The sequence below is a fragment of the Thiorhodovibrio frisius genome (assembly GCF_033954835.1).
GTDB lineage: Bacteria > Pseudomonadota > Gammaproteobacteria > Chromatiales > Chromatiaceae > Thiorhodovibrio > Thiorhodovibrio frisius.
Genome location: NZ_CP121471.1, coordinates 383,990 through 402,218, shown reverse-complemented (window position 1 = coordinate 402,218; position 18,229 = coordinate 383,990). Strand labels below are relative to the sequence as shown.

18 protein-coding genes and 1 pseudogene are annotated in these 18,229 nt (G+C 61.9%); 9 read left to right on the top strand and 10 right to left on the bottom strand.

The genetic code is table 11. The annotated features are described in order from the left end of the window. Window positions 1-72 precede the first annotated feature (72 nt). From Thiofri_RS02130 to radA, 6 genes and pseudogenes are all read left to right on the top strand, one after another. On the top strand, window positions 73-330 hold the full coding sequence (locus tag Thiofri_RS02130) for a UPF0175 family protein (RefSeq protein WP_009150056.1): 258 nt from the start codon (window positions 73-75) through the stop codon (window positions 328-330). Further along, the gene (locus Thiofri_RS02125; protein ID WP_009150057.1) at window positions 315-815 is read left to right on the top strand and encodes a DUF3368 domain-containing protein; all 501 of its coding nucleotides are present in this window, start codon (window positions 315-317) and stop codon (window positions 813-815) included. The genes Thiofri_RS02130 and Thiofri_RS02125 overlap by 16 nt, the downstream gene beginning before the upstream one ends. A 39-nt stretch (window positions 816-854) precedes the next feature. Further along, a pseudogene (locus Thiofri_RS02120) lies at window positions 855-1,082 on the top strand (DnaB-like helicase C-terminal domain-containing protein); the annotation flags it as partial. 204 nt (window positions 1,083-1,286) lie between these two features. Beyond that, window positions 1,287-1,571, top strand: coding sequence for a type II toxin-antitoxin system TacA family antitoxin (locus Thiofri_RS02115; RefSeq protein ID WP_009150058.1), 285 nt, complete (start codon window positions 1,287-1,289; stop codon window positions 1,569-1,571). Next, window positions 1,568-2,086, top strand: a complete 519-nt coding sequence (locus tag Thiofri_RS02110; RefSeq protein ID WP_009150059.1) for a GNAT family N-acetyltransferase — start codon at window positions 1,568-1,570, stop codon at window positions 2,084-2,086. Before Thiofri_RS02115 ends, Thiofri_RS02110 begins: the two co-directional genes overlap by 4 nt. A gap of 52 nt (window positions 2,087-2,138) precedes the next feature. Continuing rightward, window positions 2,139-3,539, top strand: coding sequence for a DNA repair protein RadA (gene radA / locus Thiofri_RS02105; RefSeq protein WP_009150060.1), 1,401 nt, complete (start codon window positions 2,139-2,141; stop codon window positions 3,537-3,539). A 27-nt stretch (window positions 3,540-3,566) separates the two neighbouring features. On the opposite strand, the gene Thiofri_RS02100 is transcribed toward radA, so the two are convergent. From Thiofri_RS02100 to amrB, 4 genes are all read right to left on the bottom strand, one after another. Continuing rightward, the gene (locus tag Thiofri_RS02100; RefSeq protein ID WP_009150061.1) at window positions 3,567-4,085 is read right to left on the bottom strand and encodes a Uma2 family endonuclease; all 519 of its coding nucleotides are present in this window, start codon (window positions 4,083-4,085) and stop codon (window positions 3,567-3,569) included. A 10-nt stretch (window positions 4,086-4,095) separates the two neighbouring features. Further along, window positions 4,096-5,418: an HlyC/CorC family transporter gene (locus tag Thiofri_RS02095; RefSeq protein ID WP_009150062.1), complete on the bottom strand. Its 1,323-nt coding sequence runs from the start codon at window positions 5,416-5,418 to the stop codon at window positions 4,096-4,098. Window positions 5,419-5,606: 188 nt separating this feature from the next. Next, the gene (gene amrA, locus Thiofri_RS02090) at window positions 5,607-6,224 is read right to left on the bottom strand and encodes an AmmeMemoRadiSam system protein A (protein WP_009150063.1); all 618 of its coding nucleotides are present in this window, start codon (window positions 6,222-6,224) and stop codon (window positions 5,607-5,609) included. After that, the gene (amrB, locus tag Thiofri_RS02085) at window positions 6,211-7,014 is read right to left on the bottom strand and encodes an AmmeMemoRadiSam system protein B (protein ID WP_009150064.1); all 804 of its coding nucleotides are present in this window, start codon (window positions 7,012-7,014) and stop codon (window positions 6,211-6,213) included. The genes amrA and amrB overlap by 14 nt, the downstream gene beginning before the upstream one ends. 104 nt (window positions 7,015-7,118) lie before the next feature. Here amrB and amrS point away from each other — a divergent pair, with 104 nt between their 5' ends. After that, window positions 7,119-8,207: an AmmeMemoRadiSam system radical SAM enzyme gene (gene amrS, locus Thiofri_RS02080; RefSeq protein WP_009150065.1), complete on the top strand. Its 1,089-nt coding sequence runs from the start codon at window positions 7,119-7,121 to the stop codon at window positions 8,205-8,207. Window positions 8,208-8,271: 64 nt separating this feature from the next. Here amrS and Thiofri_RS02075 read toward each other — a convergent pair whose 3' ends face one another. From Thiofri_RS02075 to Thiofri_RS02065, 3 genes are all read right to left on the bottom strand, one after another. Next, window positions 8,272-9,192, bottom strand: coding sequence for a peptidylprolyl isomerase (locus Thiofri_RS02075; RefSeq protein ID WP_009150066.1), 921 nt, complete (start codon window positions 9,190-9,192; stop codon window positions 8,272-8,274). A 109-nt stretch (window positions 9,193-9,301) separates the two neighbouring features. Beyond that, entirely contained in the window at window positions 9,302-9,604 is a 303-nt protein-coding gene (locus Thiofri_RS02070; RefSeq protein ID WP_009150067.1) for a YciI family protein, read from the bottom strand. Between the two features lie 44 nt (window positions 9,605-9,648). Further along, window positions 9,649-10,425, bottom strand: coding sequence for an inner membrane-spanning protein YciB (locus Thiofri_RS02065; RefSeq protein ID WP_009150068.1), 777 nt, complete (start codon window positions 10,423-10,425; stop codon window positions 9,649-9,651). Between the two features lie 214 nt (window positions 10,426-10,639). Between Thiofri_RS02065 and Thiofri_RS02060 the strand changes: the two genes are divergently transcribed. Both Thiofri_RS02060 and Thiofri_RS02055 read left to right on the top strand, forming a co-directional pair. Next, complete coding sequence (locus tag Thiofri_RS02060; RefSeq protein ID WP_009150069.1) at window positions 10,640-11,524, top strand: PHP domain-containing protein; 885 nt, start codon at window positions 10,640-10,642, stop codon at window positions 11,522-11,524. 14 nt (window positions 11,525-11,538) lie between these two features. Next, window positions 11,539-12,162, top strand: coding sequence for an L-threonylcarbamoyladenylate synthase (locus Thiofri_RS02055; protein WP_009150070.1), 624 nt, complete (start codon window positions 11,539-11,541; stop codon window positions 12,160-12,162). A gap of 260 nt (window positions 12,163-12,422) precedes the next feature. Here the strand turns inward: Thiofri_RS02055 and Thiofri_RS02050 are convergent, their stop codons facing one another. The 3 genes from Thiofri_RS02050 to Thiofri_RS02040 form a co-directional block, all read right to left on the bottom strand. Then, the gene (locus Thiofri_RS02050) at window positions 12,423-15,596 is read right to left on the bottom strand and encodes a DEAD/DEAH box helicase (RefSeq protein ID WP_009150071.1); all 3,174 of its coding nucleotides are present in this window, start codon (window positions 15,594-15,596) and stop codon (window positions 12,423-12,425) included. Between the two features lie 216 nt (window positions 15,597-15,812). After that, window positions 15,813-16,172 carry a DUF5362 domain-containing protein gene (locus Thiofri_RS02045; protein WP_009150072.1) on the bottom strand — a complete coding sequence of 120 codons (360 nt, stop codon included), beginning with the start codon at window positions 16,170-16,172 and terminating at the stop codon, window positions 15,813-15,815. Between the two features lie 190 nt (window positions 16,173-16,362). Further along, a complete protein-coding gene (locus tag Thiofri_RS02040; protein ID WP_009150073.1) occupies window positions 16,363-18,177 on the bottom strand; it encodes an OPT family oligopeptide transporter in 1,815 nt (604 codons plus the stop codon). Window positions 18,178-18,229 lie beyond the last annotated feature (52 nt).

Genomic DNA, 18,229 nt, shown 5'->3' with positions numbered 1-18,229 from the left:
AACGTGCACTCTGCCTGACAACCAGGCTGAAAGTTGATTCATGTCAGCGCTGCAAGAGAGGTTTAGGACACGATGCCCCAGATCATGGTTGATTTTGATTCAGGCGCTCTATCCGCACTCCGACAGGGCCCGAATGAATTCGCGCAAGAGGTCAAGAGCGCAGCGGTGGTTCAGTGGTATGCGGAAGGGCGTATCTCGCAAAGCAAGGCAGCTGAAATTCTCGGGCTTAGCCGCACTGATCTCCTTGGCGAACTGTATCGACGCCGCGTGCCTGCCGTGCAAGCAGACATTGAAGAATTGCGCGAGGAACTGGCGTGCCTGACAAGCTGATCGTCAACGCCTCTCCACTGATCTTTTTACATCGGGTTAATGGGTGGTCTTGGCTTTTCGAATTCAGCACAACGGATGTCGCGGTTCCAGATGCGGTCGTGCGAGAGATTCGCGCCGGCTGGGATGGACCAGAGATCACGGGTGCCTTTAAGAGCCAGCGCAGGCTGGTTCTTGCCGAAGACATCGCGATTCCCCCAATTGTCGCGGCATGGGACCTCGGAGCAGGCGAAACCCAGGTTCTGAGTCATTGTCTTCGGCGGCCCACGGCGGTTGCCGTGCTGGATGACGCCGCAGCGCGCCGCTGTGCGCAGAGCCTGGATATTCCAGTCGTCGGAACATTAGGAATCCTTCTCGCGGCTCAACGCATGGGACAGATTCCGGCAGCCAAGCCTGTTATCAAACGGCTGATTGACGAGGGGTTGTATCTCAGTCCCACATTGGTGGCGCAGGCGCTGCAAGAGGTTGGCGAAGCGCCATCGAACTGAGCCGACCGCTGTATTCTGCCGACTGCCAGAATCGCGAATCGACCGGTAATGTCGGCCCGCACCATTGAGCAGGACGCAGACCTGATCGCCTTTATCTATCGCGACGAGGTCTACAACGAAGACAGCTCCGACAAAGGCATTGCCGAGATTATCATCGCCAAGCAGCGTAACGGCCCCATCGGCACCGTGAAGCTCGCCTTTCAGGGGCAGTACACGCGCTTTGATAACCTGGCCCACGACTACTACAGCGAGGGCGGTGGGTTTTGATCTGAAGCGCCTGTCGACCGGATTAACGACGGGCCTCAACATCAAGTATGTGCGCCCTGCCCATGATGTCGGTTGGCAGGATCCGCAATTGGCTTCCGGGGCCATGCCAATATGCTGTCTGAAGACAAAAGGGCTTTCGACTTGTCCTGTACGCACGTTCGGCGCACAATTCCGAAAGTCTTCCTATTTCCCCCGGAACCTGCAATGAGCCTGATCGCAACCAAAAATAGCCGTCTCCATATCCGTTGCGACGAGCGTACCCGGCAGTTGCTGGACAAAGCAGCTGCCTACAGCCGCTCCAATCTGTCAGCATTCGTTCTGAACGAAGCCGTCGCCGCTGCGGAACGCATTCTGAGCGAACAGGAGTCGATCACGCTTCAAAACGACGATTTTCAGGCATTTCTTGCCGCGCTCGACACGCCGGCTGTACCCAATGCCGCGCTGGTTCGTGCCTTCGAACGTCATTCGGAACAGGTTATCGCTTCTTGAGCTTCGTTATCCAGGCGCTTGATGGCACCATCGATACCGACCTCTTTCACTGTGGCGAGCCACAACTCGATCTCTACCTGCGGCGCTATGCATCCCAGGATGTGAGACGGGGAATTGCTCGGGTATTCGTCGCCGCCACTCCAAATGAGACGCAGCGTCCCGCCGGCTTCTTCTCGTTGAGCGCGGGAAGCGTTCGTGCTGAAAGTTTGCCGCCAGAGATGGCGCGCAAGCTGCCCCGCTATCCGGTGCCTATTGCGTTACTCGGACGCTTGGCCGTCGACCAGAGCTTTCAGGGCCGTGGATTGGGTTCGATCTTGCTTTCCGATGCCTGCCGCAAAGTTATACAGGCCAGCCAGGTACTGGCCGTTGCCGCCATTGTGGTGGATGCCAAGGATGCATCGGCAGCGGCCTTCTACCGACGCTTTGGCTTTATCCCATTGCCGGGCTGCCCGGATCGCCTGCTGTTGCCCGCAAAGGTCTTGCAGCAGTTGGCGCCCTCCTTCGAACTGCCTTGAACCCCAATTTGCTGTCAAACGGCCCTTCCCGATTAACACTTCAAACTCCGCCATGTCCACCCTTGCCAATCCCAAAAAGCCCAAGACCCTGTTTGTCTGCGCCGCCTGCGGGGCGGAGCTGCCGAAATGGGCGGGGCAGTGCCCGGATTGCGGTGCCTGGAATCAGGTCGAGGAGCATCGCCCGGCGCCCGTTCCTAGCGGGCGCGGTTATGCCGGCGCGGCCACGGCTGGTTTGGTGCATGATCTGGCGGACTTGGCTCCAGAGGTGGAGACTCGCGCGCCTTGCGGCATTAGTGAGCTCGACCGGGTGCTTGGCGGCGGACTGGTCGCGGGTTCCGTGGTGCTGCTCGGCGGTGATCCGGGCATTGGAAAGTCCACGCTGCTGTTGCAGGCCTGCGCTGCCATTGGTGCGGGCTGGGCGGAAACAAAGGCGCCCGGCCGCCGCCATCCGGTGCTCTATGTGACCGGTGAAGAGTCCCCAGAGCAGGTCAGCCTGCGCGCACTGCGGCTCTCGCTGCCGCGTGATGCCATCCGGCTGCTGGCCGAGACCTCGGTCGAGCGCATCCTGGCCACCGTTGAGCAGGAGCGCCCGGCGGTGCTGGTGATCGATTCCATCCAGACCCTGTTCAGCGAGACCACCAACTCGGCGCCCGGCTCGGTCTCCCAGGTGCGCGAGAGCGCTGCGCAACTGGTGCGCTTTGCCAAACAGACCGGCACTACGGTGTTTTTGGTCGGCCATGTCACCAAGGAAGGCGCGCTGGCCGGACCGCGGGTGCTAGAGCACATGGTCGACACGGTGCTGTATTTCGAGGGTGGACCGAGTGGCACCCATCGGCTGGTGCGGGCGGTAAAGAATCGCTTCGGTGCCGTCAATGAGCTGGGCGTTTTTGCAATGACCGACCGTGGGCTGCGGCAGGTCAAGAATCCTTCAGCCATTTTTCTCTCTCGCCAGGCGGAGCCAGTGCCAGGTTCGGTGGTGCTGGTCACGCGCGAGGGCACCCGCCCGCTGCTGGTGGAGGTGCAAGCCCTGGTTGACGAAAGCCCGCTGGCCAATCCGCGCCGGGTCACCCTGGGGTTGGACCATAACCGCTTGGCGATGCTGCTGGCGGTGCTGCATCGCCACGGCGGCGTGCCCATGTTTAATCAGGATGTCTTTGCCAATGTGGTCGGCGGCGTGCGCGTCACCGAGACAGCCGCCGATCTAGCGCTGGTGCTGGCGGTGCTCTCAAGCTATCGCGACCGCGCGTTGCCACTGGAGCTAGCCGTTTTCGGCGAAATTGGCCTGGCCGGGGAGATCCGCCCAGTACCCAATGGCCTCGAGCGACTGCGCGAGGCGGCCAAGCATGGCATGCGTCAGGCCATTATCCCCAAGGCCAATGCGCCCAAGGGTGGACTCGAAGGACTGGAAATTCGCGCCGTGACCACCCTGCGCGAGGCGCTGGATCTTGCCTGATGACCCTGCCAGATGGGCAAAGGGCGGCTAAAGGCTCACCCGACAACCGCAAGCAAGGTCGATTTCAACCGGCGCGAGTTGTCGGCTGACATTGCCGTGGCGCAGATGCAGCACCAACAGGGTTGCCGGATCGAATACCAATACATCTTTCACGCCCTGCGACAGATAGAAGGGTGGGCCGACTTCCAAGTCCTTGGCCTCATAGCCTTTGCTGACGACCTCAATAACAGCCTCTGGAATTGTTGTCAGCACGGAGTCCTGTTCCTCCTCCGGCGGCTCCTGGCAGAAGATGGAAATGTCCGGGCGCTTCAGACCGTTCGGAAACTGAATATAGACATCCTTAGCTGAGATACAGCCGCAGGCGAGCCTGTCCGCCGCCCCCTGCCCCGACTTCTGTTCAGGCAACTGGCGCAGAGATTGCGCAATGCGATCAACATGCTTCTGGTGCCGATAGACCGGCTGCGCTTCCCAGATCGGGAGGCCATTGACGATCTCGAGGCGGATGCCCAAAGCATCCGCCTGCACAAAGGTGTCCGGTATGCTCATGGCTGCTTGCTCATGCGGTCCCGTGCTTGGAATACTCAGGAGCTGCGATTGGAGGCGCCGCCGCATCGGACTCCAGTTGCTCCTGCGCAATGGTTTTCACCGTCTTCACCGCCGTGTCGTCGGCCTGCAGGATCTCCAGTGGATAGCCGCTCAGTTTCAGACTGGTGCCGGGCTCGGGGATGGTTTCCATGTAGTCCAGAATCAGCCCGTTCAGCGTCTTGGGGCCATCGGTCGGCAGCTCCCAACGCAGTGCGCGATTGAGTTCGCGCACATTGATGCTGCCATCGAGCAACAGGCTGCCGTCCTCATTGCGGTGGATGTCGGGAAAGGAGTCCGATGGATCTGTGGTGATCTCGCCGACGATTTCCTCGACCAGATCAGCCAGGGTGATCATGCCCTGAAAATCGCCATACTCATCGACAATCAAGGCCATACGCTCCTTGGCGCGCTGGAAGTTGATGAGTTGCTGATAGAGCCGAGTGCCCTCGGGAACAAAATAGGGCTCGCGCGCCAGCCCGCAGAGCGCATCCTTCAGCTCATCACCTTCAGGCAGGCCGCCGAGCGCACTGCGGGCGTGAAAAATGCCAACCACATTATCGATGCTGCCGTCGAATAGCGGCAGCCGCGCATAGCTCGAACGCTTGATGGTGTTCAGGATGTCTTCTTCATCATCCTGCAAGTCAATGCCTTCCACCTCATGGCGCGGCACCATGATGTCTTCCACCGTCGCCTGCTCCAGGTTCAGAATCGCCAGCAGCATGTCGCGGCTGCGCTCGGGGATCATGGCACCGGCCTCGGTGACGACGGTGCGCAGTTCTTCCCGGCTCAGTGCCTGGCCGTTTTGGTCATCCATGCGCACGCCGAGCAGCTTCAGCTGGCTGTTGGCGATTAAATTGACCAGCCAGACGATGGGATAGAGCAGCCGGAGCAGGGGCACATAGACAAAGGCAGCCGGATAAGCGACTCGCTCCGGGTGCAGGGCGGCCAGCGTCTTGGGGCTCACCTCGGAGAACACCAGAACCACCAGCGTCAGAAGGCCTGCGGCGATCGCAATCGCTCCCTCCCCGCCCAGGCGCAGGGCAATCACCGTCGCGAGCGAGGATGCCAGAATGTTGACAAAATTATTGCCCAGCAGGATCAGGCCAATCAGCCGGTCAGGCCGCTCAAGCAGGCGCTGGGCAAGCTGGGCTCCGCGATGCCCCTGGTCAGCCTGATGCCGCAACCGATAGCGGTTCAGGGTCATCAGCGCCGTCTCTGAACCGGAAAAAAAGCCTGACAAAATGAGCAGGCCGATCAGCGCCAGAAAGAGTCCGGCTAATGGAGGATCATTCACTGTGGTTGGGGCTGGGTTGCCTGTTTATACCGAAACCCTATGAGATTTCGGCTCGTTCTGGGGCGGGTGACAGCCACGGGGGACGCCATGAATACATCCCTGTAGGCTTCCCGGCGGCATCCTTGCCGCCGAGACCCCCGTGGCCGTCACCCGCCCCAAAACCAAAAACCATTTGCGATTGGTGTAAGTCACTCGCCAAAGTATTCCGTGCGATAGCGCCAGGCTTGCAGATTTTCCGGCCATTGATTCTCAGCCAAGCCGGCCTTGCGTTTGAGATGCCGCAGAAAATCCGCCGGGCGCGGCAGCTGCTCCCACACCGAGGGCAGAAAGGTACCACGGCACGCCCCGGCTTCGAGAATCAGGCCATCAACGCCAGGGCTCAGGGCCGCCAGCAAGTCGCTCTCGCTCGCGCAGGCAATGGGCTCGCGCGGACCGATGACCGAGATACTAATGTGCAACGCCGCCAGCTCATGCTGCCCGAGCGGCGCAAAACGCGGATCGCGAAAGGCGGCGGCATAGGCGTTTTCGCTCACATCGGCCGCCAGGCTGCGTTGCCCATGCGGCTCCAGACTGCCGATACAGCCGCGCAACTGACCGTGCAGCTCCAAAGTCACAAAGGCCGCGCCCGGTGCCTGTAGCGCTGGGCTCTCGCCGGTCGGATCGACGCTCGCAGCGCGCCCATGCGCAAGCCCATCGGCGATGGAGTCACGCGCGATGACGAGCAGGCGCCGGCGGTCTGCGGTAGCGAACAAAGGGTCTGACCTGGTTGGACCGGCCGCGTCAACTTGGCTGTCAGTGGAAGGCATAGGCCCCATAGCCTACCACCCGATCAGGTGATCCGGCGGTTTGACTGGAATTACGCAAATCAAGCTGCTCGGGTTTTAACCCACGCATCCGGGCAATGCGCAACAAGCCGCCCATCGGATAGCGCCCGCAGGCCTGCTCGGGACCGATCAACTCGGGCTCCAGGCGCAAAATGGCCGCGGCTGTTTGGGCATCGAGCGCCCGCGCGCTGGTATCGTCAAGAAAATGACTCAGATCAGAGCTGATGAGGATCAGAGTCTCATCGCCGCCCCAGAGCGACTCCAACACCTCGGCCACCTCGGCGGCGCTAGCGGCTCCCACCAACAGCGGGATGAGCTCAAAATCGCCCAGCAGGCGTTGCAGAAAGGGCAGCTGCACTTCCAGGCTATGCTCGCCGTCGAAGGCCGCGTCCAGCCTCTCGACCTGAGGGAAGACCAGCAGTTGCTCGCAAGCTGAACGCGCCACGGGCACCGACCCAAGGGGAGTCTGCCAGGCATCGGCAGCACTGAGCGCGAGTCCCTGGAAAGGCATCCGGTGCGCGGGGCCAAGCAGCACCACGCGCCGGATCTCATCCGCCTGTGGCTGAAGGCTGGCATAGGCGCTGGCCGCTACCGGGCCGGAATACACATAACCCGCATGGGGCACAATGAGCGCTTTGATGCGCTCGCCCGCCAGCCCAGGAGCGTTCGCAGGCGCACGCTGCGCGAAACAAGCGTCGATCTCGGCGCGCAGATGGGCCGGGTCGGCTGGATAAAAAGTGCCGGCAACGCAGGCGTGGCGAATGGTCGTCATGCAAAGTGCTCCCGATGCTGGTCAAATAACAGAGGGATGCTCAAATCCGCGACCGCATTTTACAGTCTAGACGATGGTTTTGACTTGGGCGAGAACCGACGACCATGACACTCAAGGTAACGACCGACACTGCCGCCCGCCATCAAGGCTTCAGCCACCTGCTCGCGGATGGCCGCATCCAGTGCGACCTCTGCCCGCGAGCCTGCCGGCTGCGCGAGGGCCAGCGCGGGCTGTGCTTTGTGCGCGGTGCCAGCCAGGGCCGAATGGAACTGCTGACCTATGGGCGCTCGAGCGGCTTCTGCATCGACCCGATCGAAAAAAAGCCGCTGAATCACTTCCTGCCCGGCACCCCGGTGCTGTCCTTCGGTACTGCCGGTTGCAACCTGACCTGCGATTATTGCCAGAACTGGGACATCAGCAAATCGCGCGCTGCCGACACCCTGGCCGCTACGGCAAGCCCGGAGCAAATCGCCCAAGCGGCCCACAGCCATGGCTGCCGCTCGGTGGCCTACACCTACAACGACCCGGTGATTTTTCTTGAATATGCCTGCGATACCGCACAGGAATGCCATGCGTTGGGGGTTAACAATGTCGCCGTCACCGCCGGGTACATCAGCCCCGGCGCGCGCGAAGTCTTCTTTGCCGACATGGACGCTGCGAACATTGATCTTAAAGCCTTCAGCGAGGATTTTTACCGCCAGCACTGTAGCGGCCAACTCGGCCCAGTGCTCGAGACGCTGGAATATCTCAAGCAGGAGACCACCACTTGGGTGGAAATCACCACCCTGCTAATCCCCGGCGTCAATGACAGCGACGCCGAGCTTGCCGCCCTGTGCGCCTGGATCAGCGATGACCTGGGCACCGAGGTGCCACTGCATTTTTCCGCCTTTCACCCGGACTTCAAACTGCGCCACCTGCCGCCAACACCCCCCGCCACCCTGACCCGCGCGCGCCACATCGCCCGCGCACATGGCCTGCACCATGTTTACACCGGCAATGTGCATGATCGCGATGGCGCCAGCACCTGGTGCCATGCCTGTGGCACGCTGCTCATTGAGCGCGACTGGTACCAACTCGGTGCCTGGAAGCTGAGCGCAAGCGGCACTTGCACCCAATGCGGCATCCCTTGCGCTGGTGTCTTCGAGCCCAAGCCGGGCGACTGGGGCGCGCGCCGCCAGCCGATCCGGTGGTGAGTTTGCAGATAAGACGGCGCCGGTTAGTCAGCGGCGAGACAGCAAGGGTCAGACTCGGCCCCGATCAGTCGGCTTTTTTGTCGCCATCACCGGCCTCGGCTGGGTCTTCGGCGCCTTTCTTCATCTTGACGACATCCTCATTGAGCTCAACCTTGGCCTTTTCTCGCAGCTCATTGATCTTATCGAGCACGATCTGGCTTTTCAGGCGTGCCTCGAGTTCAGGCTTTACTTCCTCGAAAGACGGGGGCTCGGCGTCCCGGACCTCTTCAAGCATGATCACATGCCAGCCGAACTGGGTCTGGACAGGCTCAGTGGTAAAGGTGCCAACTTCCATTTCAGCCACCGCGTCGGCGAAGGGCTTGACCATCTGGCGCGAGTCGAACCAGCCGAGATCGCCGCCTTTCTCGGCGGTTGGGCCGAGGGAGTTCTCCTCGGCGAGCTTCTCGAAGTTTTTGCCCTTTTTCTTCTTCAGTTGCTTGATGATGTCCTGGGCCTTTTCTTGATCGTCGAGCAGGATATGGCGAGCTCTGTATTCGGTGCGCTTGGCCTGCTCGGCGAATTGCTCATAGGCTTTCTTGAGATCCTCTTCGCTGGGCTGGGCCTGCGCAGTCCATTCTTGCAATGTCGCCGATGACAAAATCATCATGCGACGCAGCTCAAGCGCGGCTTGTACTTCGCGGTTGGTCTCCAGATTGTCCGTCTCGGCCTGCTGCGAGGCCACAATCAAACTCAGGAAGTCATTAAAGGCCCGCTCTTGCATTTCGGGCGTATTCTCATTGCCCTGCAAGCGCTCGTTGTAAAACATGCGAAACACATCAAGGGGATACTCGACGCCGTTGACGGTCACAATCGCAGTGGAGGGATCATTCGCTGGATTCTCGTCGCCTTGCGCCATTGCGGCGCCCATTCCCATGGTCATGGCGCCAAAGCCGATGGCCGCGCACAAAGGTAAGGTTTTAAACAGTTTTTCCGTGGTATGAGTCATTGCGTTAGTCCTAAAACGTAAGTTGAGAGACAAGACAACTCGGCGCAGCCCGATCTTTATGCCATCAATCACAGGGATTCATCCTGTGGGGTCGCCGAGACCATGAGCGTTAGGCCGGCAGCACCTTTACAAAAGGCTTGACTTCGACCTGCTGATAAACACCGGCTGCCATATAGGGATCCTGGTCGGCCCAGGTCCGCGCGGCCGCCAGATCGGCGAACTCAGCCACCACCAGCGATCCAGTAAAGCCGGCCTCGCCCGGGTCGGTCGCATCCACCGCCGGATGGGGCCCCGCCAATACCAGACGGCCCTCGGTCTGCAATGCCAGCAGCCGCTCAAGATGCGCTGGTCGCGCCCCGCGACGGGCCTGCAAGCTGTCGGGGCGATCATGCGAGATAATGACGTATAGCAAAGGGGATTAGCTCCGGCGATGACGGTTTTGTAATGATTGGCCGCTCAGAACGGCTTGGGACCGGACGGCGAAGGGGGCGCCTGCTCAGCGGAGGCGGCTTCCCGGTCGGGTTGCGAGCCTGTCGCGGAACCGATGGCCGAATTGGCCTCAAGCCCACAGGTGCCGCCCTCGGTCGGCTGCATGTGGCGTGCGAGGTAGAACCCTTGCGCCACCACGAACACCAGGGTCAGCCCCATCATACCGAAGAGCTTGAAGTTGACCCAAATCGCCTCGCTGGCATGGGCTAACTCACAAAGCGCCAGCACTTCGCCACTAAAAGAGGCCGCACATTGGGCAAGATCGATCTGACGCTCACCGCTGGCCGCTAGCAGCGCCTGCTGGGCGTCAAAAAAGCCGCTGCCGAAGTAGATCACATAGATGTTGATCAGACCAGACACAAAAAAGAAGCCCACCCAAGCCCAGTTGAGCCGGCGCCAGATGGGCCGAGGCACCTGCACGGCCACCCCCATCATGCGCTCCGTTAAGGGCCTATCGCCGATCCAGAAGCTGCCAAAAAAAACGGCGGCGAACAGCCAGTTAATGATGGTCGGCTTCCACATCACAAAAATTGGATCGCGCAGCGCCAGCGTCAGGCCACCGAACAGCAGCAACAGAACCAGGGTCGCCAGATGCATTGTTTCAACCCGCCCATGACGCCAGCGCGTCCAGCCGACCTGTATGGCCGCGGCGGCGATGGCCACCACTGTGGCTGCATAAATCCCGTAGAGCTTGTAGGCGATGAAAAACAGAATAACCGGCAGAAAATCGGTAAGAAATTTCATATGGTGTGGGGCTGTTCGGGCGGGGCGCGCCCGCTGGCTTAAGGTGGTCGCTTGAGCTGGCCAGAGGGCTGGCCAAAGAACTGATCAGCCAACTGATCAAATACCTGGCCAATCAGCTGGCAAGCTGGTGCAGATGGGCATTCTAGCAGCCTCGCGCCCGGATGCACGCAAGGCGCACAGGATAAAACCCGAGCAATTCGGTTAGAATTAGCCGATGTTCAAATCCCCCGACCTTCACACCCACTCCACCGCATCAGACGGCACCCTGAGTCCCGAGCAGTTGGTGGCGCGTGCGGCAGCGGCTGATGTCACCATGCTGGCGCTGACCGATCATGACACCCTGGCCGGCATCCCGGAAGCCCGTCAGGCGGCGAATCGCTGCGGTCTGCAACTGGTACCCGGCGTTGAGATTTCGGTCACCTGGCAAAACCAGACAGTCCACATCATTGGGCTGGGCGTCGATACTAACAACCCGGAGTTGAACCAGGGGCTTGAAAGCCTGCGCACTTTTCGCCTCTGGCGCGCCAAGGAAATCGGCCTGCGCCTAGATAAAGCCGGCTATGCCGGTGCCTACGAGGGTGCCAAAGCCCTGTCCAACGGTCGGCTGCTCGGGCGCACGCATTTTGCGCGCTTTCTGGTTGCTCGCGGCGCGGCGGACGACATGCGTGGGGTGTTCAAGCATTTTCTGGTCAAGGGCAAGCCTGGACATGTGCGCGGCGAATGGGCGGCACTTTCGGATGCAGTCGGCTGGATTTGCGCCGCCGGCGGTCAGGCCGTCATCGCCCACCCGGCCCGCTATGGCCTGACGCGCTCCAAGCTCTTGCGCCTGATCAGCGAGTTCAAGACCGCTGGCGGCACCGGCATTGAGGTTGTCTCCGGCAGCCACAGCCGCGATGAGTATTTCGTCTTCGCCCGCCATGCGCGCGAGCAGGGGCTGCTGGCCTCGGCCGGTTCGGACTTTCACAGTCCCGAGCAACCCTGGATCGAACTCGGCCGACTGCCAGCCCTACCAGAGGGCTGCACACCCATCTGGCACGACTGGCCAGACGCCCCAGGGATCACCCATACCGACAGCCCGCTGGCAAGCGCCGCAGCCTGAGCAGAGCACCCCGCATGGCACAATTCTTCGATCTTCACCCAGACAATCCCCAGCCGCGCTTGGTCGAGCGCGCTGCTGAGATTTTTCGCACTGGCGGCGTGGTCATCTACCCGACTGATACCTGCTATGCCCTTGGCTGTCATATCGGCGATAAGGCGGCGATGGAGCGCATTCGCCGCATCCGCCGGCTGGATGACAAGCACAATTTCACCCTGGTGTGCCGCGACCTGTCCGAGATTGCCACCTATGCGCGCATCGACAACCAGGACTACCGACTGCTGAAATCCCTGACGCCCGGACCCTATACCTTTATCTATCAGGCCACCAAGCAGGTGCCGCGCCGTCTGCTACACCCCAAGCGCAAGGCGATCGGCATCCGGGTACCGGACACCCCTATCTGCCGCGCCCTGCTCAGCGCGCTCGACGAGCCGATTTTAAGCACGACGCTCATCATGCCCGAGGATAGTGACCCCCTGACCGATCCTTACGAGATGCGCGAGATGCTCGGGCACTGTGTGGATTTGATCATCGACGGCGGCTTCTGCGGCACCGAACCGACTACAGTGGTAGACATGACCGGCGATACGCCCGCAATCCTTCGGGCGGGCAAGGGACCGGCTGAGGCGCTTGGTTTGTGACTTCAAGCAACAAACGAAATCGCGCCCATTTTGCCCAAGCCTCCAACTCTTGAAGATCAGCAAACTATCAGTAGCCACAATGCTTGGGGTTTGGGTCGGGTAACGTGCGCGGGGGTCTCGGCGGCAGGACGCCGCCGGGAAGCCTACAGGGATGTATTCACGGCGTCCCCCGCGCGCGTTACCCGACCCAAACCTGGCCCGACCCCATCGGTCACTGACACGAAGATCGATAGCTTATTCGTGCACAACAGCGAGAAGCATTAGCCAGAAACTGAGCCGGTTTGCATTCCCGTCGCCTGCTCCACAAAAACCCGAGTCTCGTCAATCAACTCCGCGAGCAATGCCGGCGGCAGCGCATCGCCGCTGTGCGCGAGCGACAGGGCGCGGGTCAGCAACGCCCCTTCGGCGGCGGACAAAACCCCGCTTGGCAACACCTCGGTATGCAACCAGACGCCGGCAGTCTGGGCGGTGGGCGCCTCCTCGCGGCCCGTGCGCAGACAGGCGGCTGCCAGCAGGGATTTCATCAGCAATTCCATCGCGGTAGCCATGCGGCCATGCTCAGCCAACACGCCAGATGCCTCGAGGTTGTCGCGCGCGCGCTTGACCAGAAGGGCACTGGCCGCATTCGGCTGTGATTGCGGCGGGGGCTCATAGAGCGGCTCGCTGTCGGCGACCGGCGAGGCGTCGCCCAGGCGATTTAAGCTGGCGAGCGTGCGTTTATCGATCAGTGCCACCGGCACCGCAGCCGGCAGTTCGGTCGTGATCTCGGCAGCAAGACGATCATCCTCGGCACTGACCTGATCGAGCACCAGCAGCAGGCCGCCGGCCAGCCCCTGACGCGGGCGGGTGCCGAGAATGCGCTCAATGCGAATGCCAAAACGCTGCTGCAAGCCGAGCACCGCCTGGCGCACCGCCTCGTTGTGCGCGGCATTCTCGCCGCTGCGTTGGCCTTGCGCCAAGTTCGGGGGTGCAGAATCTGCCAACTCGGCGGGTGCCTCGGGGGCCTGCTCCCCGGCTGTTTCCGCAGCTGATTCCGGACGCACATCCGGGTCGGCCTCCGCCGTGGTGGCCAAATCCTCGGCCAGTACCTCGGCCAGGCGCTTGGAGACACCAACCACTTCCTCGGTCGCGTCCGGATCGACCACATTGTCGAACAGATGGCGTTTGCCCTGCACCAGCGACAGCACATGCTCCTCATAAGAACCCGCCGCCACCAACAGCAGAATCTGAACCTTTTGCGTCTGACCGAGACGATGCACCCGGGCGATGCGCTGATCGAGCACGGCTGGGTTCCAGGGGATATCGAGATTCACCAGCACGGCGGCATTCTGAAGATTTAGCCCCACGCCGCCAGCGTCGGTCGAAAGGAACACCTGGACGCTATCATCCTCACGGAAGGCGTCCATCAGGGCACCGCGTTTCACCGTAGGCACACCGCCATGCAGGCGGACCGTACCCAGCCCCAGCGCGCGGGCGCGCCGCTCGGCCAGTGCAGTCATGCGTTCCCATTGCGAGAACACCACGGCTTTTAGGCCCGTGTTGACGCACAGCTCGGTCAAAATGGTTTCCAGCTCATCAAGCTTGGGCGAGCCGACACTGTGCTCATCCACTAGCTCCGCCGCATCGCAGGCCATGCGCGCACGCTGCAATGCGGCCATCATGCGGTTCTGTTCCGAGGGCGTCAGCGGCCGGCGCTTCATGATCTGCGCCAGACGCGCGGCGGCACTGACCGCATCATCATGAATGTCCTGCTGGGCTGCGGTCAGCTCCAGATCGATGCGGGTTTCGATGCGCTCCGGTAGCTGATCACGCACCAGGGTGCGGTCGCGGCGCAACATGACGGACTTGAGCCGCCGGCGCAGCTCGGAGAGATTGCGGTAGCCGAGCACCTTGCCGCGCTCGTCGGTGATGTGAAAATCCACCATGTAGCGCCAAAGAGGGCCTAGCACGCGCGCGTCAATCGCCTGCATCAGGCTGTAGAGATCCTCGAGCCGGTTCTCAAGCGGGGTGCCGGTCAGCACGAAGGCATAGCGCGAGCCGACACGCTTCACCGCCGAGGCGATCTTGGTGCGCCAATTCTTGATGCGCTGCGCCTCGTCGAGAATCAGCAGGTCCGGGCGCAGGCGCTCGTTGATGACGGTGAGGTCGCGCATGACCAGCTCATAGTTGACGACGAAAAAGCCGCGCCCGCCGCTATATTGAACCTGGCGCGAGCCGATTGGCCCCTGGATGATCCGCGCGCGCTCGCCAGTGAATTTCTCGATCTCCCGCGCCCATTGCAGCTTGAGCGAGGCAGGACAAACGATCAGCACCCGCTCGACCTGCTCGTGGCGATGCAGCCAATAGGCGGCGGCAATGGCCTGCAAGGTCTTGCCCAGACCCATGTCATCGGCCAGCAGCGCGCGTCCGTGGCCGGCCAGAAAGGCCACACCCTCAACTTGGTAGGGATAGAGCCGCGCCCGCACACCCGGCAGCTGGCCGCCACCGGCGCGAATCTGCTCACCGATCGCCCGCGCGCGCACCTCACGGCTAGCATCCTCGGCCAGGCGGCGCGCATAGCCGGCGGCATCATCGCCAATCAGTAAATCCGGGCGCTCACCCAAGCGCGCGGCAAAACGCGGAAAGTCTTCCGCCGGGCGGCCGCGAAAGTCGCCGCTGGCATCGAAATAGTCATCAAGCAGCGGCTCGAGTGCCGGATCGGTCGCCGCGCCCCGATGCAGGCGAATGCGCGGCGCGCGCTCTGCCTCCCAATCCAGATACACATAGCCCACCGGCGGCGGCTGGCGCTTGAGCTCATCGATACGCGGATGCAGCTTGTCGATGCGATGCACCACCGCCTCGATATGCTTGCAGGTGCCAAGCTGGTTGGTGGCAAAATCCGGGCAGGTGCAATAGTTGGCTCGCGCCGCGAGCGAGCGCACATGGACCCGGTAGCTGACCGGAAAGTGAGTGGTCGACTGCACCGAGCGCGCGCTCCAGGTGCCATAGACGGGAACCTCATCGAGCAGCTCCGCAGTCAGGGGCGCGACCTGTACCTCGGCGCGGCCACGTGCGATGCGTTCCTCCAATGCGGCAACCTGGGCATCGCGCACCAGCTGACCATCGACAGGCTCCTTGGCATGGTCGATCAGCAGCGCGAGGGCATGGACGCAGAGGCTGGACTCTTCGCCGCCCGGAGCCCCATCGGTCTCCTCGTGACCAGACACGCAATCGCAGGCGCTGGTCAGACCGGCATCGGCATCCCAGTGCAGCTCGACGCAATAAAGTTCGTCATCGGTTTCGTCCTCCACCTCCCCTTGCAGACTGGCCCCATCTCGCAGATTGGAGACCACCCGATGCGCATTAGCGTAACGCACCGCATTGCGCAGGGCCTTGCCCGAAGACAGGGCGGCAAGTTGGTCGTGATCGAGTAAAAATGGATCGCTGGGTTTCATGGCAAAGAATGCATCAGCGGCAATGAATTGGCATTGAGAGGAAACAGATAAAAACAGCAAGCCCGCGCCAGCGCTGCAACCATTTGCTGCAATCACAGACGCGAGCCAGCCGGTGGCAGTTCAACTCGCTATCTCACAAGACCAAAGCCCAACCTCATCGGACAATCCATTGGCGAGCCCCGATCAAGCCGAGAGGGTTTAGAGCCACCCCGCAAATTACATGGAACCTGGCTGCAGGCTGACCAAGGACGGGATCAACAACGCAGCCACAACACTGGCCAAACCCAAAACCAGAGCGATCAGCAGCAGAATGCCAAAAATCTTGAAGTAAGTCGCCAGCCGCTCGAGCGCCCCTTGCAATGCGGCCTCGCTGCCAAGGCGCTCGGCCTCGCCGATCTGGTCGCTCGCTTTGTACAGCAGCAATCCCATCCAGATTGGGAGCCAGGCGACCAAAATGCCCACGATGGACAAAGCCGTTATTCCTCCCTGAATCATCAGCAACACCCCAGCAAACTTCATCCAGCCGCGCGCCTTGGAAAGCGGCCCCACCAGGTGCATGATCACTTTCTCTGTCATGTCTTAAGCTCCTGTTATTCTCTGTGGAAATTGCAAACTCACGGGCTGGCGGTTACCCGGACCAACCTGCGTCAGTCGGTGTCGATAAGGTTTTCGCTCGGGATCAACACGAATCCGGCACCAGCATTAAAGGTAACCCTTCGCCGGAGTTCGTGCCGACATTTTTCCGCTCACGCCTGTTCGCTCCCGGTTACAGCGCCCGACCTGCGCCGCCAAGCATTTGCATCAAGGCATCCAGCACCCCGACCAGGCTTTCACCCGCCACCAGTCCGGCGGCGGCAACGATCAGGAAGCGTCGCTGCCAGTCAGGCGCCAGCGCACGGGCCAACACACCAAGCAGCGCACCCAGACAGAGCGCCAGGCTGATTGAGGCCGGAATCACAAAGGCAAAGCCGAGCGCTGGGGCGCTCGGCACCCAGTGGCGGCGTTCGGCCGGCACCAGCGCCTCGGCCACAGCCAAGGCAATACCTGCCAGAGCGGCGACTGCCATGGCCGCCACCGTGCCCTCGGGCAAAGTACTCAGACCGGCGGCCAGTACCTCAGCCACGGCTTTCCAGGTCGCCACCGCCGGCGCCGGCCATTCAGCAGTCAGCAGCATGGCCTGGGGATCGGGAATTAAAACCAAATAGGCTGCGCTGCCAGCCAGCGCGCCGGAGAGGATGCCAAAGACCTGCGCGATGCTTTGCAGGCGCAGCCGGGCACCGATCAGCTGGCCGGTTTTCAGGTCATGGAGCAGGTCGGAGCACTGCCCGGCCGCACCGCCGGTAACATTGGCCGCCATCAGATTAACCGTGGTATTGGCTGGCGCCAGCACGCCGAAGGTGACTTGGGTGATCTTGCCCAACGCGCCGATCGGCGGAATGCCAGTCTCGCCCGACACCCGCGCTGCCACAATGGCCAAGACAAAGGTCAAAAGCACCGCCAGCAGACCCAGACCAATGGGAATGGCAAAAATGGCATGCTGCGCCCAGATGGAGATCACCAACGCGATCGCCAGTCCGCCCCAGAACCAGCTCCAGGGGATGCTCAGGCGCGGGTCTTCGGCCTCGGGTGCATCGCGCTGTGGCCCGCGCCCTTGCGCCACCCAGCGCCGTGCCAGGCGAAACAGAGAAAAGCCAAAGGAGGTCAGGGACGCGACCAACATCAGCGTCACCCCAGGCCACAACAGCCAGTCGAGCAGTGGCGCGAACCAGGACGCTGTAGGGTCGGCCGGCCCCGGAGAAATCCATCCCTGGGCCACCACCCAGGGTCCAAGCCAGCCCCATGCAAGCAGCGCGCCGGCGAACATCGACAACCCCACGCGCGCGCCGACAATGGCGCCGAAGCCAATCATCATCAGCGAGGGCTCTAGCACAAAGCCCAGGTTTCGCAGACTAAGCTGGGTGACACCCTGAGCCGCCAGCCCCCAGGCCGCCGCCAAATCGACGCCCCAAGGGAAAGTGAGCGCCGGCAGTCGATGCCAGAAGGCATCCACCGCCTTGAGCCCACCAGCGGCCAGACCCGCACCGAGCAGCCAAGCGATGCGGGTCATGGCCTCGCGCCCGCGACCATAGATTTCGCGCAGAGTCTCGGCCGCCGCCACACCATTGGGAAAGGGCAGCTGCTCTTCGACGAGCATCTGCCGGCGCAGCCCGATGGCCATGACGATGCCGGTGAAGCTGACGGTAAACACCCACAGGGCCAGCAGCGGAAAGGCCAGCTCGCGCCCGGTGAGCAGGGTCAATGCCGGGATGGGCGCCACCAGACCGGCGGAGATGATCGACGCGGCCGATGAAGCCGTGGTCTGGTTGATGTTGTTCTCGAGCATCCCCCAGGGCCGCGCCAGCCCCAGGCGATGCAGGCCCGCCCAGAATCCGTAGCTCAACAGCGCCGCAGCAATGGACATATTGAACGACCAGCCGATCTTGAGCCCGCTGTAGATGTTGCAGGGCGCAAGCAAAGCGCCGAGCACAAAGCCCGTCAGCACGGCGCGCAGCGTCAGTTGTGGCGGGGAAGGTGCGGTCAAATGAATGGGCTCCTATAGCCGTCGGGATATCCTGTGTTTATTCTATTCCAAT

Bases quoted from the DNA above. Each gene is read 5' to 3' on its own strand.
- radA (WP_009150060.1), top strand. From the start codon at position 2,139: ATGTCCACCCTTGCCAATCCCAAAAAGCCCAAGACCCTGTTTGTCTGC.
- Thiofri_RS02130 (WP_009150056.1), top strand. From the start codon at position 73: ATGCCCCAGATCATGGTTGATTTTGATTCAGGCGCTCTATCCGCACTC.
- Thiofri_RS02075 (WP_009150066.1), bottom strand. From the start codon at position 9,192: ATGACTCATACCACGGAAAAACTGTTTAAAACCTTACCTTTGTGCGCG.
- Thiofri_RS02065 (WP_009150068.1), bottom strand. From the start codon at position 10,425: ATGAAATTTCTTACCGATTTTCTGCCGGTTATTCTGTTTTTCATCGCC.
- amrA (WP_009150063.1), bottom strand. From the start codon at position 6,224: ATGCCTTCCACTGACAGCCAAGTTGACGCGGCCGGTCCAACCAGGTCA.
- amrB (WP_009150064.1), bottom strand. From the start codon at position 7,014: ATGACGACCATTCGCCACGCCTGCGTTGCCGGCACTTTTTATCCAGCC.
- amrS (WP_009150065.1), top strand. From the start codon at position 7,119: ATGACACTCAAGGTAACGACCGACACTGCCGCCCGCCATCAAGGCTTC.
- Thiofri_RS02055 (WP_009150070.1), top strand. From the start codon at position 11,539: ATGGCACAATTCTTCGATCTTCACCCAGACAATCCCCAGCCGCGCTTG.
- Thiofri_RS02115 (WP_009150058.1), top strand. From the start codon at position 1,287: ATGAGCCTGATCGCAACCAAAAATAGCCGTCTCCATATCCGTTGCGAC.
- Thiofri_RS02060 (WP_009150069.1), top strand. From the start codon at position 10,640: ATGTTCAAATCCCCCGACCTTCACACCCACTCCACCGCATCAGACGGC.
- Thiofri_RS02050 (WP_009150071.1), bottom strand. From the start codon at position 15,596: ATGAAACCCAGCGATCCATTTTTACTCGATCACGACCAACTTGCCGCC.
- Thiofri_RS02100 (WP_009150061.1), bottom strand. From the start codon at position 4,085: ATGAGCATACCGGACACCTTTGTGCAGGCGGATGCTTTGGGCATCCGC.
- Thiofri_RS02045 (WP_009150072.1), bottom strand. From the start codon at position 16,172: ATGACAGAGAAAGTGATCATGCACCTGGTGGGGCCGCTTTCCAAGGCG.